We start from the raw sequence: 13,215 nt of genomic DNA, 5'->3' as shown, positions 1-13,215 counted from the left end.
AGACACATGACGTTCAGCTTCCAGGCGCCCACCGCCCTCGAGTACTTCGGGTCGCTTGTCAAGAGCGATGATCACTTCCCCCTGCTCGAAGCCGCCGCCAGCCTGGCCCAGGACGAATACCCCGAGCTCGATGTCCAGCAGGTGCTGGGCGATGTCGACCAGCTGCTCGCGCGCCTCAAGCGCCGCCTGCCCGCCGATGCCGCGCCGCTGCAGCGGCTGCGCGCCCTCAACCAGTTCTTCTTCCACGACCTGAGCTTCGGCGGCAACGTCAACGACTACTACGACCCCGACAACAGCTACCTCAACGCGGTGCTGCGCACGCGGCGCGGCATCCCGATCTCGCTGGCAGTGCTGTGGATGGAGCTGGCGCAGGGCCTGGGCCTGCAGGCGCGCGGCGTGGGCTTCCCGGGGCACTTCATGCTCAAGGTCACGCTGCCCAAGGGCCAGGTCGTGATCGATCCCTTCACCGGCAAGTCGCTCTCGCGCGAGGAGCTCAGCGAGCGGCTCGAGCCCTACAAGCGCAGCAGCGGGCTGGTCGGCGACTTCGACGTGCCGCTGGGCCTCTACCTGCAGCCGGCCTCGTCGCGCGAGATCATCGGGCGCATGCTGCGCAATCTGAAGGAGATCCATCGCGCGCAAGAGGACTGGCAGCGCGCGATCGCGGTGCAGGACCGCCTGGTCGCGCTCTTCCCCGAGGCCTGGGGCGAGCACCGCGACCGCGGCCTGGCCCATGCGGAGCAGGGCAACACCGCGCTCGCCGTGCGCGACCTCGAGACCTACCTGGCGCATGCCGAGGATGCACTCGACATCGATGCCATCGCGGAGCGTGTCGCCGCCTTGCGCCGGGCGGAATACTGATGGCGCAGGACAGCAAGACCGCGGCCGCCGATCTCGGCACGCTGCACGAATTCCACGGCGTGCAGCCGGTGCTGCCGGTGGCCGACGCGGCCCGCGCGGCGCGCTACTTCTGCGACGTGCTGGGCTTCGAGCTCGATTTCATCGCCGGCGAGCCGCCGAGCTATGCGCGGGTGAAGAAAGGCGACCGCAGCTACGGCGATCCGGTCTACATCCGCCTGTGGCAATGCGGCCGGCGCGAGGCCCAGGCTTGGCGCGGCGAGATCGTCATCCACGTCGGCCAGGACGTCGACGGCCTGCATGCCGCCTACGTGAAGCGCGGCGTCAAGGTCATCGAGCCGCCCGCGTCGCAGCCGTGGGGGCTGCGCGAGTTCGCAATCCGCGAGCCCGACGGGCACGTGCTGCGCTTCTGCGGCTATCTCTGAGCACCTTTCGCCGCCTCACAGCTTGAGCGACAGCTTGACCGGTGACGGCCCCTCCTGCCGGTCGATGAAGGCAACGACGCGCTCTCCCAGGCGCTGGAAGCCAAGGTCGAGCTTTTGCTCCCCGAGTTGCAGATGCCGGATCTGCAGGTGGTCGATCCCGTCCGGCAGGCGCGGCTCCTCGACGCGCACCAATGCGCCACGGGCGTCGAGTTGCAGGCCCAGGCAGGCCTGCAACAACATGAAGACCGAGCCCGCCGCCCAGGCTTGCGGCAGGCAGGCGACCGGGTAGGCGATCGGCGCCTCGCCCGGGGCGCGCTCGAAGCCGCAGAACAGCTCGGGCAGCCGCATGCCGAAATGCGTGGCGGCCTCGAACATGCCGTTCAGCAGTCGCACCAGTCCGTCGCGCTCGCCATAGCGGGCCACCCCGGCGCCGCACAGGACGACGTCGTGGGGCCAGACGGAGCCGTTGTGATAGGACATCGGGTTGAAGCGCGGTGTCTCGGGCGGCAGCGTGCGAACGCCCCATCCGGAGTAGAACGCGCGCGACAGCAGCTGGGTGGCTATGGCCCGTCCACGCTCGGCGCGCGGGAGCCCGGTGTACAGCAGATGCCCCACATTCGACGCACGCACCCGGCAGGGCTGCCCGTGGCCGTCCAGCGCCAGCGCATAGAACTGCATGTCCTCCTGCCAGAAGTGCTGTTCGACCGCGGCCTGCAGCGCGACGGCGCTCTGCTGCCAGTGACGAGCCGCATCCGCGTCGCCGCGCAGTCGCGACAGTTCGGCCATCACGGCGTATGCCCGGTAGGCGTAGCCCTGGACTTCGATCAGCGCGATCGGCCCCGCCGGCGTGCTTCCGTCGGCATGGAACACCGAGTCGTTGCTGTCCTTCCAGCCCTGGTTGGCCAGGCCGGTCGTCTCGCCGCGCGCGTAGCTCAGGAAGCCCGTCGGATGGCCGGCCGCGTTGCGCTCGATCCAGCGGGCGGCGGCCTCCAGCGCCGGCCAGAAGGCGTCCAGCACATGAGGATCGCCCATGCGTTCCGCATAGGCACCGGCCAGCATGACGAACAGCGGCGTGGTGTCGACGCCGCCGTAGTACTTGGCGAAAGGCAACTCGTTCACCGCCGCCATCTCGCCCTTGCGCGTCTCGTGCATGATCTTGCCCGGCTCGGAGTCGCGGAAGGTCGAGGTGTGCTGCGCCTGGTTGTGCGCCAGGAAGGACAGCACGCCGTGCGCCAGGCCCGGATCGAGCCACAGCGTCTGCAGCGCCGTCACGATCGCATCGCGCCCGAACGGGGTCGAGAACCAGGGAATGCCGGCGTAGGGGTACGGGCCGGTGGGCAGGTCAGTGGTGAGCAGGGCCAGGTCGGCGCGCGATTTGTCCAGCCACGACTGGAAGAGGCGCCCGGAGGCCAGGACGTGTGCGCCGCGCCGCTGGCGCGTGCGCATGCTGCGGCGGGCTGCGGCTGCGGCCTGCCGGTAGCGCGAGCAGCCGGCATCCGACGGACAGGGCCCGATCTCGGCATGCAGTGTCCAGCGCTGCTGCGGATCGAGCTGGACGATGAATGCCGCGTGCCGCTCGTCCATGCGCTGGGGCTTCTCGGAGAACTCGATGCACATGCTGCGCAGCAGGCCGTCGAGTCCCTGGTAGCGCAATTCCACGCCGCGTTCCTTCAGCAGCGATGGCTCGCGGGCGCCGCGCTGCAGGCGGTGCTGGCCGCGCACCTCGAACATGTCGTGGAAATCAGCCGCGAAGTGCAGCGTCAGCGGTGCCTGCACCCGCTGGTCGCCATAGTTCAGCACGCTGATGCGCTCGAAGATGCGATCGTTCCAGATGAAGCGCTTGCGCTCCAGGTGGATCACGCCTTCCACCGTGGCCGGGCTGCCGAGCAGGGGCAGCGGGTGATTGGTCATGTTCGCGGTGAAGAACAGGTTGTCCTGGCTCACCGCACCCGACAGCAGCGAAGGCCTGCGCCCCGCCAGCCGCAGGAGGAAGGTCGACATCATGCGGGTGTCGTTGTGAAACAGCCCGTCGGCTTCTCCCGTGATGTCGCCGTAGACGTCGGCCACGAGGAAGGTGTCGCCCTCTTTCAGGACGAAGAGCCGCTGGGGATTGCGTTCGAGGACCGCCTCGACGTCGAGCTCCGCGAGCGGAGGCTCCGTGGTCATGCCTTGATTCATGCTCAAGCCACCTTGGGGTAGGAACTGCCATCCTGGTCGTGCGCAGGAAGCCGACGATACAGCTCGACGTAGTTCTTGGCCATGGTGGAGGCGGAAAAGCGTCGATCGAAGGTGGCGCGTACCTGGCTTCGGTCGAGCGCATCGATCTCGTGGACGGCGGCGACGGCTTCGTCCTCATCGGCGACGATCAGGCCGCTGACGCCGTGGTCCACCACTTCGGGCACCGAGCCGCAGCGCCAGGCGATGACCGGCGTCCCGCAGGCCATGGCCTCGATCAGCACCAGGCCGAAGGGCTCCGGCCAGTCGATAGGGAACAGCAGGGCGCGCGCGCCGCCGAGGAAATCCGCCTTCTCGGCGTCTCCGATCTCGCCGATGTATTCCACCAGCGGATGGTCGAGCAGCGGGCGGATCTGCTCCCGGAAGTATTCCCTGTCCACCGCGTCGACCTTGGCGGCGATCTTCAGCGGCAGCCCGGCGCGCCTGGCGATCGCGATGGCCCGGTCGGGCCTTTTTTCGGGCGAGATGCGGCCCAGGAAGGCGAGGTAACCGCCGCTTGCCTGCGCCCGGAAAGGATAGAGCGCCGGTTCGAGGCCGTGATGGACGGTGCCGAGCCAGCAAGCGAAAGGCAGCGGGTCACGCTGGTGCCTGGAAATGGACGCCAGCGGAAACTGCGTCCACTGTGCATAGGCTTCAGGCAGGTCCTTCAGGTCCAGCCGGCCATGCAGCGTGGTGAGCGTGCGCTGCGCCATGTCCGCGAAGAAGGGAAAGTGCAGCAGGTCGATGTGAAAATGCAGCACGTCGAAGTCGTCGGCCTGGCGCCGGACCTCCTGCAGCAACACCATGTGGCTGGCGAGGTCGGATTTCAGCGGCGCCGGGTCGAGCCGCAGTGCCTGTTGGCGCATCGGCACCAGCCGCGCGCGCGTGCGCGCGTCGGCCGAGGCGAAGAGGGTGACCTCGTGGCCCTGGCTCACCAGGGCATTGCACAGGTGGGCGACCACGCGCTCAGTCCCTCCGTAGAGGCGGGGTGGTACGGATTCGTACATCGGTGCGACTTGTGCGATCTTCATGGCCTCCGGCTCCCTGAATGAACTTGAACGCGGGGGGGCAAGCCGCAAGGAGAGCATCGGGCACAGACGCGCCGGGCCGGACGAAGGCGATTTTTCGATAGGACGAATCGCACAAGACGCAGGCGCGGCAGCCGCCGCCGCCGCTCAGGCGCGGGAGCCGAGGCGGTGGCGCGAGGGCGATCCGTCGACACCGAACTGGCGCCAGGCGCGGCGCAGCTGGGTGTCGGAAGCGAAGCCCGCGAGCTCGGCCGCGCGGGTCACGTTGGCACCCGAGTCGAGCGCCAGCCGCGCAGTGGCCAAGCGCAGGCGCCGGAGGTATTCGAGCGGCGCGACGCCCGCATGCTCGACGAACAGGCGCGTCAGGTGGCGCGACGAGGTATGGGCCACCTGCGCCATGCGCGGCACGCTCCAGTCGTCCTGCGGCGCCTCGCTCACCGCGTCCTGGACGCGGTGGAGTGCGGGGTGCAGGTGGTTGCGGTAGGCCAGGAAGGGCGAGAGCTCCGGGTCCTGCGGGCCGCGCCGCAGCGCCACCACCATGGTCTGTGCGACCTGGGCCGCCAGCGCTTCGCCGCAAATGTCGGCAATGCGATGCAGCATCAGGTCGATGCCCGTCGTCACGCCGGCGCTGCTGTAGAGCGGCGGGTCGATCACGAACACGCGATTGGCCACCACCTCGCAGCGCGGTTCCACCCGCCGCAGTTCGTCGAGGTGGTGGTGGTGCGTGGTGGCGCGCCGTCCTGCCAGGGCACCGGCATGCGCGGCCAGCAGGGCGCCGGCGCAGATGGTCACCAGCTCGAGCCGGCCGCGCTCCAGGCGCTGGCCGCGCAGCCAGCGCAGCAGCGCCTGGGTGTCCGCGCCGTCGGTCGAGACCGTGTGGCCCGGCATGCCCACCAGCACGATCCAGGCGGGACCCTCGCCCCAGTGCAGGGGCAGCGGCGCCAGCCCGCTGAGCGTCACGCCGACCGAGCCGGTCGAAGCAGGGCTCGGGGAAACGAACTCGATCGCAAAGCGCTCGGGCTGCCCCGCGGCGCGCAACTGCTGGTTGGCGATGCGCAGCGCCTCGGCCGGGCCGGCCCAGTCCAGCACCAGGCTGTTCGGCAGGAGCACGAACACCACCCGGATGCGCGGCGCGCTGCTCATCCCGCCGTCGCCTTCAGGCGGTGGCCAGCGCGCCGGCCCGCTCCAGCGCCTGGTCGACGCTGCAGAGCCTGGCGAAACGGCCTTCCAGCACGGTCGCCGTCCGGGCCTTGATGTCGGCCGCCGACAGCGGGCGGCCGTCGGGCTGCGTCATGTCGAAGGTCAGCGTCGCATCGGTGACGAAATCGACCGACCAGCCCAGGTCGGAGGCGTGACGCGTCGTGGTCTCGCAGCATTGCTCGGTCCGAATGCCGCTCACGATCAGCCGACCGATGCCGTTCTCCGTCAGCCACACATCGAGCCCGGTGCCGACCAGGGCACTGTGGCGATGCTTGGTGTAGGTGGCGGCCGCCTCGAAGGGCGCCAGCTCGGCGAGCGGCCGCACGTGGCCGGACTCGATGGCGAAGGGGTTGTCGGCGCGGGCCGGACCGTCGACGTGGAAGATGCGCACGATCGGGATGCCGGCCGCTGCGCAGCCTGCGATCAGCGCGTTCTGCGCCGCCGCGTAGGCGGCCAGGTCACGCGGGGTGAAATAGGGGCGATGGCGGAAGGATTCCTGGACGTCGATCACTATCAGACAAGACTTCATGGCGGCAATCTCCTGGGGCGTGTGGATGATGCGCCCTATTTTTCTCGCCTGTGTGCGTTCTGTCCGCTTCGTACGGGACAGGAATCGATCAAATCAGGACACTGCCCGGCCTCACACCAATCGGGCCGCCTGCAGCTCCTTCTTGAGGTAGGCGTAGAACAGCGGCGCCGCCACCAGGCCGGCCGGGCCGAACACCGCCTCGGCCACGAACATCACGGCCAGCAGTTCCCAGACGCCCATCTGCGTGCGGGCCCCCACCACCTTGGCATTGATGAAGTACTCGGCCTTGTGGATCAGGATCAGGAAGGCCAGGCAGGCCAGCGCGGTGATCGGCGAGACCGACAGGCCCACCAGCGTGATCACCGTGTTGCACAGCAGGTTGCCGACGATCGGCACCAGCCCGGCGATGAAGGTCAGGGTGATCAGCGCCGGCGTGTAGGGCAGGTTCAGTTCCCAGTGCGGCAGCACGAACAGCAGGAAGATCGCGGTCAGCAGTGTGTTGAAAGCAGCGATCCAGAACTGTGCCGCCACGATCTGTCCGAAGGCCTCGCCGAACAGGGTGATGCGCTGCTTGAGCAACTCCGCCAGCGGGCGGCCGCCGGACGCATGCCGGGCCACGGCGGCCAGGGCGCCGACGATCAGGCCGACGTAGGCGAACAGCAGGCCGCCCAGCCAGGCGCGGCCGGTCAGCGCGAGCGCGCCGGCCTGGGCGCGCAGGTAGCCGGCGATGATGCGCTGCACCTCGGCCGTGCCCTCGGGCAGGTACGCGCCGATGTCGGGCGGCAGCTTGAGCCGCAGTTCCAGCACCGTGCGGGCGATGTAGTCGAGCAACTCCTGGTATTGCTCCGGCGCGTTGAGCACGAACTCGCGCGCCTCCGAGAAGGCCAGGATCCCCAGGCCGATCGGCGCCAGCGACACCAGGGTCGCGGCGACGATGCGCGACCAGGACGATGGCGGGTCGGCGACGTCCGGTCGCGACCTTGCGGGCAGCAGCCGGTCCAGGCCCGCGTCGAACAGGCGCGCGAACCAGCGCGTGCCGAGAAAGCCGATGCAGACGCACAGCAGGCCCGGCAGCAGGCCCTGCCACATGATCAGCAGCAGGGCGCCGGCGATGAGCAGGTAGCTCGCCGTGACCAGCTTGCGCGACGGGAGAGGAGCGACAACGCTCACGGGGCGGATTTGTTCACGGCGTCTCAGGCCACGACCACGGCCGCGCCGGCGCCGCGCTGCGCGATGACGCCGATCTCGTGCACCGTCTCGCCCTCGGCGCGCAGCGTGGCCGCGCAGGCGGCGGCCTGCGCCGCGTCGATCACGACCACCATGCCGATGCCGTTGTTGAAGGTGCGGTTCATTTCCAGGTCGTCGATGCCGGCCACCTTCTGCAGCCACGCGAAGAGCTCGCTTTGCGGCCAGCTGCCCTTCTTCAGGTGGGCCGCCGTGCCCTCGGGCAGCACGCGCGGGATGTTCTCGAGCAGTCCGCCGCCGGTGATGTGGGCCAGCGCCTTGATCGGGTGACTGGCGAGCGCCGCCAGCACCGGCTTGACGTACAGCCGGGTCGGCGCCATCACCGCCGCGCGGAAGGGCTGGCCGTCCAGTGTGGCGGGCAACTGGTCGCCGGCGCGCTCGATCACCTTGCGCACCAGGCTGAAGCCGTTGGAATGCACGCCGGCGGAGCCCAGGCCGAGCACCACGTCGCCGGGCTTGACGTCCCGGCCCGTGAGGATCTTGGACTTCTCGACCGCGCCGACCGCGAAGCCTGCCAGGTCGTACTCGCCGGCCGGGTACATGCCGGGCATCTCGGCCGTCTCGCCGCCGATCAGCGCGCAGCCGCTCAGCTCGCAGCCGCGGGCGATGCCGCCGACCACCGCCGCGGCCGTGTCCACGTCGAGCTTGCCGCAGGCGAAGTAGTCCAGGAAGAACAGCGGCTCGGCACCCTGCACCAGCACGTCGTTGACGCTCATGGCCACCAGGTCGATGCCGACGGTGTCGTGCATGTTCCACTCGAAGGCCAGCTTGAGCTTGGTGCCCACGCCGTCGGTGCCGCTCACCAGCACCGGCTCCTTGTAGCGCTTGGGCACCTCGAACAGGGCGCCGAAGCCGCCGATGCCGGCCAGCACGCCCTCGCGCATCGTCTTCTTGGCCAGCGGCTTGATGCGGTCGACCAGCGCGTCGCCGGCATCGATGTCGACGCCGGCATCCTTGTAGCTGAGCGGGGTGGGCGGGGTGGAGTTCATGAGCGGGCCGGACGAAAAGAGGGGAGGGGTCGAAGAGAGGAGGACAATGGCGCCGGCAACCGAGGCGGTCGGGCCGATAGAATTCCCCACGATTTTAAGGGCCCCATTGCCCCGCGCCTTCGGCTCGTCGTTCGGCGCTCCCGCCTGTCCCATGAATCTTCTTACCGCGTCATCCGCGCCCTTCCAGCCGCCCATCGCGGCCCTGGCATGAAGCAGCTCGCGCTCGATATCGGCCTCGCCTCCGGTCCGACGCTGGCCGGCTTCTTCGCCGGGCCCAACGAACCGGCGCTGCGGCACCTGCTGCTGTGGGTCGGCGACGCACGTTCGAGCACGCTGCATTCGCCGGTGCCGACCTACCTGTGGGGCGAGAGCGCCAGCGGCAAGACGCATCTGCTGGAGGCGGTGCGAAGCGCCCTGCGCGAGCAGGGGGCGAGCGTGGGCTGGCTGCATGCGGGGCTCTCGGACCCGCCCGACTTCGACGAGCGCTGGGGCGCCGTGCTGCTCGACGATGTGCATCTCTACACGGCGGTCCAGCAGCACGCGGCCTTCAACTGGTTCGTCAACGCGCAGAGCCTGCAGCGTGGCGTGGTGGCAGCGGGCGCCGTGCCGCCGGCCGACCTGCCGCTGCGCGAGGACCTGCGCACGCGCCTCGGCTGGGGCCATGTGTTCCACTTGCAGGTGTTGAGCGAATCGGAGCGGCGCGCGGTGTTGCGCCAGGCCGCGGACAGCCGCGGCGTCATGCTGACGGACGAGGTGCTCGACTACATGCTGCACCGCTTCAGCCGCGATCTGGGCAGCCTGATGGAGCTGCTCGTGCAGCTCGACGGCTATGCCTTGCAGACCCAGCGTGCGATCACGATCCCGCTGATCCGGTCCATGCTCGAAAATGAATGAGGGCGCGTCCCGCGCCGAAGCTTTCCAATGATCAAGAAATTCATCGACAAACTCCTGGGCAAGTCCGGCATCACCGGCCCTGGCGGCAAGAACCGCTTCGGCAAGCGCCAGGAGGTGCAGGCCACGGTGCACGGCATCGACCCGCAGCTGGTGGACGAGCGCGCCAGGAACGTGGTCACCACGCTGCAGGGCGCTGGCTACGAGGCCTACGTGGTCGGCGGCGCGGTGCGCGACCTGCTGCTGGGGCTGCGTCCCAAGGACTTCGACGTGGCTACCAACGCCACGCCCGAGCAGGTCAAGAGCCTGTTCCGGCGCGCCTTCATCATCGGCCGGCGCTTTCGCATCGTGCACGTGGTCTACGGCCGCGGGCGCGAGCACGAGGTGATCGAAGTCTCGACCTTCCGCGCCTACATGGACAGCGCCGGCGCCGAGCAGGTGGCCGGCAACGAGCGCACCAGCAAGGGCGAGCTCGCCGGCATGAAGCATGCGGTGGATGCCAGCGGCCGCGTGCTGCGCGACAACGTCTGGGGCCCGCAGGAGGAAGATGCCGCGCGGCGCGACTTCACCATCAATGCGATGTACTACGACCCGGCGAGCCAGATCGTGGTCGACTACCACAACGGCATCAAGGACGCCAAGAAGCTCACGCTGCGCATGATCGGCGACCCGGCCACGCGCTACCGCGAGGACCCCGTGCGCATCATCCGCGCGATTCGCTTTTCGGCCAAGCTGGCGGCGCTGGGCTTCTCGATGGAGTCCAAGACGCTGGCGCCGCTGGTCGATTGCAGCAAGCTGCTGGCCGACGTGCCGCAGAGCCGCCTGTTCGACGAAATGCTCAAGCTGCTGCAGACCGGCCACGCGGTGGCCACCGTCGCGCAGCTGCGCAAGCTGGGCCTGGCGACCGGCATCTACCCGCTGCTCGATGTGATCGTCGAGCGGGCCGACCAGCCCTTTGTCAAGGCCGCGCTGCAGGACACCGACCGCCGCGTCGGCGAAGGCAAGCCGGTGGCGCCGAGCTTCCTGCTGGCGTGCGTGCTGTGGGCCGACGTGCGCGACGGCTGGGCGCAGCGCAGCGAGGGGCGCCACGGCCAGCGCCCGCAGGCTTCTTTCCCGGCCTTGCAGGAAGCCATCGACGACGTGTTCAACGCGCGCATCGGCGACGTCTCCGGCCGCGGCAAGCTGGCGGCCGACATGCGCGAGATCTGGATGATGCAGCCGCGCTTCGACAAGCGCAGCGGCGCCACGCCCTACAGCCTGGTCGAGCAGGCGCGCTTCCGCGCGGCCTTCGACTTCATGCGCCTGCGCGCCGACGTCGGCGAGGTGAGCGAGGCGATTGCCGAGTGGTGGCAGGAGTTCAGCAGCACCTCCGACGACGTGCGCCGCCAGGACCTGCTGGAACAGGTGCGCGACGAGCAGCACAAGAGGACGCGCCAGCGCGCCCCGGCGCGCACCGCGGCACCGGCGGTCGCGCCGGCCGGCGGCGATGCCGAGCAGGCGCTGCCGCCCGATGGCGAGTTCGCCGCCGCAGCGCCGCGCAAGCGCCGCCGCCGCCGCAAGCCGCGCACCGGCGGCGAGGCCGGCAGCAGCGTCGCGGCCGAATGACGTGAGCACCGATACGCCGGCCTACGTCGCGATCGGCGCCAACCTCGGCGACGCCCAAGCGACGGTGAGACGGGCGATGGACGACCTCGCGACCCTGCCGCACACGCGGCTCACCGCGCGCTCTTCGCTCTATCGCAGCGCGCCCTTCGAGGCCCAGGGGCCCGATTTCATCAACGCCGTGGTCGAGCTGCGCACGAGCCTCGCCCCGCTGGCCCTGCTGGCCGCGCTGCAACGCCTCGAGGCCGAGGCCGGCCGCGAGCGGCCCTATCGCAATGCGCCGCGCACGCTCGACCTCGATCTCCTGCGGCACGGCGACGCCACGACGCAGAGCGCCGTGCTGACGCTGCCGCACCCGCGCATGGGCGAGCGTGCCTTCGTGCTGCTGCCGCTGGCGGAGATCGCGCCGGCGCTGGTGACGGCAGCCCAGCTCGAGCGGGTGGCCGGCCAGCGCATCGAGCGGCTCTGAGCCCGCCTCGGCGGCGCTTGCCCATTACACTTGCCAGGCTTTTTTTCATGATGGCGTCACGGGTCGGTGATAGCCGAGAACCCCAGGAGACGCCATGTTCGGCAAGCTGCTGCCCCGCGAGGGGAATTTTTTCGAGATGTTCAATCAGCATGCCGATCGCATCGTCGAAGCCGCGCGCGCCTTCGAGCAGCTGGTGGGCAACTACAACGACCTGCACCTGCGCGAGCAGTACAACCGCGACGTGGACAACGCCGAGCGCGCCGCCGACCGCGTGACGCATGACGTCAATCGGCTGATCCACAAGACCTTCATCACCCCCATCGACCGCGAGCAGATCCACAAGCTGATCAACACCATGGACGACGTGGCCGACCTGATCCAGGACTCGGCCGAGACCATGGCGCTGTACGACGTGCGCCACATGACCGAGGAGATCATGCGCCTCACCGCCCTCAGCACCAAGTGCTGCGAGCGCGTGAAGGACGCGGTCAAGTTCCTCGGCAAGGTGAGCGAGCCGGCCACGGCCGAAGCCGCGCTCAAGACCTGCGAGGAGATCGACCGCCTCGAGTCCGACGCCGACCGCGTGTTGCGCAGCGCCATGAGCAAGCTGTTTCGCGAGGAGCCGGACGTCCGCGAGGTCATCAAGCTCAAGGCGATCTACGAGCTGCTCGAGCGGATAACCGACAAGTGCGAGGATGTGGCCAACGTGATCGAGGGCATCGTCCTCGAGAACTCCTGAGCGCGGGCGCCGAATGACAACGGTGCAGGTCGCCCTTTGGGTGGTGGTGTTGCTGGTCGCGCTGGCCATCGCATTCGACTTCATGAACGGCTTCCACGACGCGGCGAACTCGATCGCCACGGTCGTGTCCACCGGCGTTCTGAAGCCCGGCCATGCGGTGGTGTTCGCTGCCTTCTTCAACCTGATCGCGGTCTTCGTTTTCCACCTCAGCGTGGCGGCCACCGTCGGCAAGGGCATCGTGCAGCCCGGGGTGGTCGACGTGCACGTGGTCTTCGGGGCGCTGGTGGGGGCCATCAGCTGGAACTTTCTCACCTGGTACTACGGCATTCCCAGCAGCTCCTCGCATGCGCTGATCGGCGGCATCGTGGGCGCGACGATCGCCAAGGCCGGGGCCGGCTCGCTCGTCGCCGCGGGCATCTGGAAGACCGTGGCCTTCATCTTCGTGTCTCCTTTGCTGGGCTTCCTGCTCGGCTCGATGATGATGGTGTTCGTCGCCTGGGCCTTCCGTCGCTCGACGCCCTCGCGCGTGGACCGGTGGTTCCGCACGCTGCAGCTGGTCTCGGCCGGCGCCTACAGCCTGGGCCACGGAGGCAACGATGCGCAAAAGACCATCGGCATCATCTGGATGCTGCTGATCGCGACCGGCCACGCGACCGCCACCGCCGAGGCGCCGCCGGCCTGGACCATCGCTACGTGCTACGCGGCGATCGCGCTGGGCACCATGTTCGGCGGCTGGCGCATCGTCAAGACCATGGGCCAGAAGATCACCAAGCTCAAGCCGGTGGGCGGGTTCTGCGCCGAGACGGGCGGGGCGCTGACGCTGTTCCTCGCCACCGCGCTGGGCATCCCGGTGTCGACCACGCACACCATCACCGGCGCGATCGTCGGGGTGGGCTCGACGCAGCGCGCGAGCGCGGTGCGCTGGGGAGTGGCCGGCAACATCGTCTGGGCCTGGATCTTCACGATCCCGGCCTCGGCCTTCGTGGCGGCCATCGCCTACTGGATCGGGCTGCAGGTCTTCTGACCGAA

The 13,215-nt window shown here is 69.2% G+C and carries 13 protein-coding genes; 7 read left to right on the top strand and 6 right to left on the bottom strand.

Annotated features, from left to right (window positions below):
* Positions 1 to 6: 6 nt before the first annotated feature.
* Both AC3A6X_RS11875 and AC3A6X_RS11870 read left to right on the top strand, forming a co-directional pair.
* Entirely contained in the window at positions 7 to 858 is an 852-nt protein-coding gene (locus AC3A6X_RS11875; protein ID WP_106555172.1) for a SirB1 family protein, read from the top strand.
* Positions 858 to 1,280 (top strand): bleomycin resistance protein, encoded by a 423-nt coding sequence (locus AC3A6X_RS11870; protein ID WP_487842341.1) that lies wholly within the window; start codon positions 858 to 860, stop codon positions 1,278 to 1,280. Before AC3A6X_RS11875 ends, AC3A6X_RS11870 begins: the two co-directional genes overlap by 1 nt.
* Positions 1,281 to 1,295: 15 nt before the next feature.
* On the opposite strand, the gene AC3A6X_RS11865 is transcribed toward AC3A6X_RS11870, so the two are convergent.
* The 6 genes from AC3A6X_RS11865 to purM all read right to left on the bottom strand — a co-directional run bounded on the left by AC3A6X_RS11865 (position 1,296) and on the right by purM (position 8,485).
* Complete coding sequence (locus AC3A6X_RS11865; RefSeq protein ID WP_487842340.1) at positions 1,296 to 3,446, bottom strand: amylo-alpha-1,6-glucosidase; 2,151 nt, start codon at positions 3,444 to 3,446, stop codon at positions 1,296 to 1,298.
* 14 nt (positions 3,447 to 3,460) lie between these two features.
* Positions 3,461 to 4,525 (bottom strand): glycosyltransferase family 4 protein, encoded by a 1,065-nt coding sequence (locus AC3A6X_RS11860; protein ID WP_487842339.1) that lies wholly within the window; start codon positions 4,523 to 4,525, stop codon positions 3,461 to 3,463.
* A gap of 144 nt (positions 4,526 to 4,669) precedes the next feature.
* The gene (locus AC3A6X_RS11855) at positions 4,670 to 5,665 is read right to left on the bottom strand and encodes a GlxA family transcriptional regulator (RefSeq protein WP_487842338.1); all 996 of its coding nucleotides are present in this window, start codon (positions 5,663 to 5,665) and stop codon (positions 4,670 to 4,672) included.
* Between the two features lie 13 nt (positions 5,666 to 5,678).
* Positions 5,679 to 6,251 (bottom strand): isochorismatase family protein, encoded by a 573-nt coding sequence (locus AC3A6X_RS11850; RefSeq protein WP_309972556.1) that lies wholly within the window; start codon positions 6,249 to 6,251, stop codon positions 5,679 to 5,681.
* Positions 6,252 to 6,362: 111 nt separating this feature from the next.
* Positions 6,363 to 7,421 carry an AI-2E family transporter gene (locus tag AC3A6X_RS11845; protein ID WP_487842337.1) on the bottom strand — a complete coding sequence of 353 codons (1,059 nt, stop codon included), beginning with the start codon at positions 7,419 to 7,421 and terminating at the stop codon, positions 6,363 to 6,365.
* A gap of 23 nt (positions 7,422 to 7,444) precedes the next feature.
* Positions 7,445 to 8,485, bottom strand: a complete 1,041-nt coding sequence (gene purM / locus AC3A6X_RS11840) for a phosphoribosylformylglycinamidine cyclo-ligase (RefSeq protein ID WP_487842336.1) — start codon at positions 8,483 to 8,485, stop codon at positions 7,445 to 7,447.
* A 207-nt stretch (positions 8,486 to 8,692) separates the two neighbouring features.
* On the opposite strand from purM, the gene hda reads away from it, so the two are divergent.
* The 5 genes from hda to AC3A6X_RS11815 all read left to right on the top strand — a co-directional run bounded on the left by hda (position 8,693) and on the right by AC3A6X_RS11815 (position 13,210).
* Complete coding sequence (gene hda / locus AC3A6X_RS11835; protein WP_487842335.1) at positions 8,693 to 9,379, top strand: DnaA regulatory inactivator Hda; 687 nt, start codon at positions 8,693 to 8,695, stop codon at positions 9,377 to 9,379.
* Positions 9,380 to 9,406: 27 nt separating this feature from the next.
* On the top strand, positions 9,407 to 10,981 hold the full coding sequence (gene pcnB, locus AC3A6X_RS11830; protein WP_487842334.1) for a polynucleotide adenylyltransferase PcnB: 1,575 nt from the start codon (positions 9,407 to 9,409) through the stop codon (positions 10,979 to 10,981).
* A gap of 1 nt (position 10,982) precedes the next feature.
* Entirely contained in the window at positions 10,983 to 11,447 is a 465-nt protein-coding gene (gene folK / locus AC3A6X_RS11825; RefSeq protein WP_487842333.1) for a 2-amino-4-hydroxy-6-hydroxymethyldihydropteridine diphosphokinase, read from the top strand.
* Between the two features lie 94 nt (positions 11,448 to 11,541).
* Positions 11,542 to 12,186 (top strand): DUF47 domain-containing protein, encoded by a 645-nt coding sequence (locus tag AC3A6X_RS11820; protein ID WP_309972550.1) that lies wholly within the window; start codon positions 11,542 to 11,544, stop codon positions 12,184 to 12,186.
* Positions 12,187 to 12,199: 13 nt separating this feature from the next.
* The gene (locus AC3A6X_RS11815; RefSeq protein ID WP_487842332.1) at positions 12,200 to 13,210 is read left to right on the top strand and encodes an anion permease; all 1,011 of its coding nucleotides are present in this window, start codon (positions 12,200 to 12,202) and stop codon (positions 13,208 to 13,210) included.
* The last annotated feature ends 5 nt before the right edge of the window (positions 13,211 to 13,215 follow it).

The sequence above is a fragment of the Variovorax sp. Soil_C_12 genome (genome assembly GCF_057657375.1).
The sequence above is the reverse complement of the archived record's forward strand: the minus strand, read 5'-3'. Positions and strand labels throughout refer to the sequence as shown.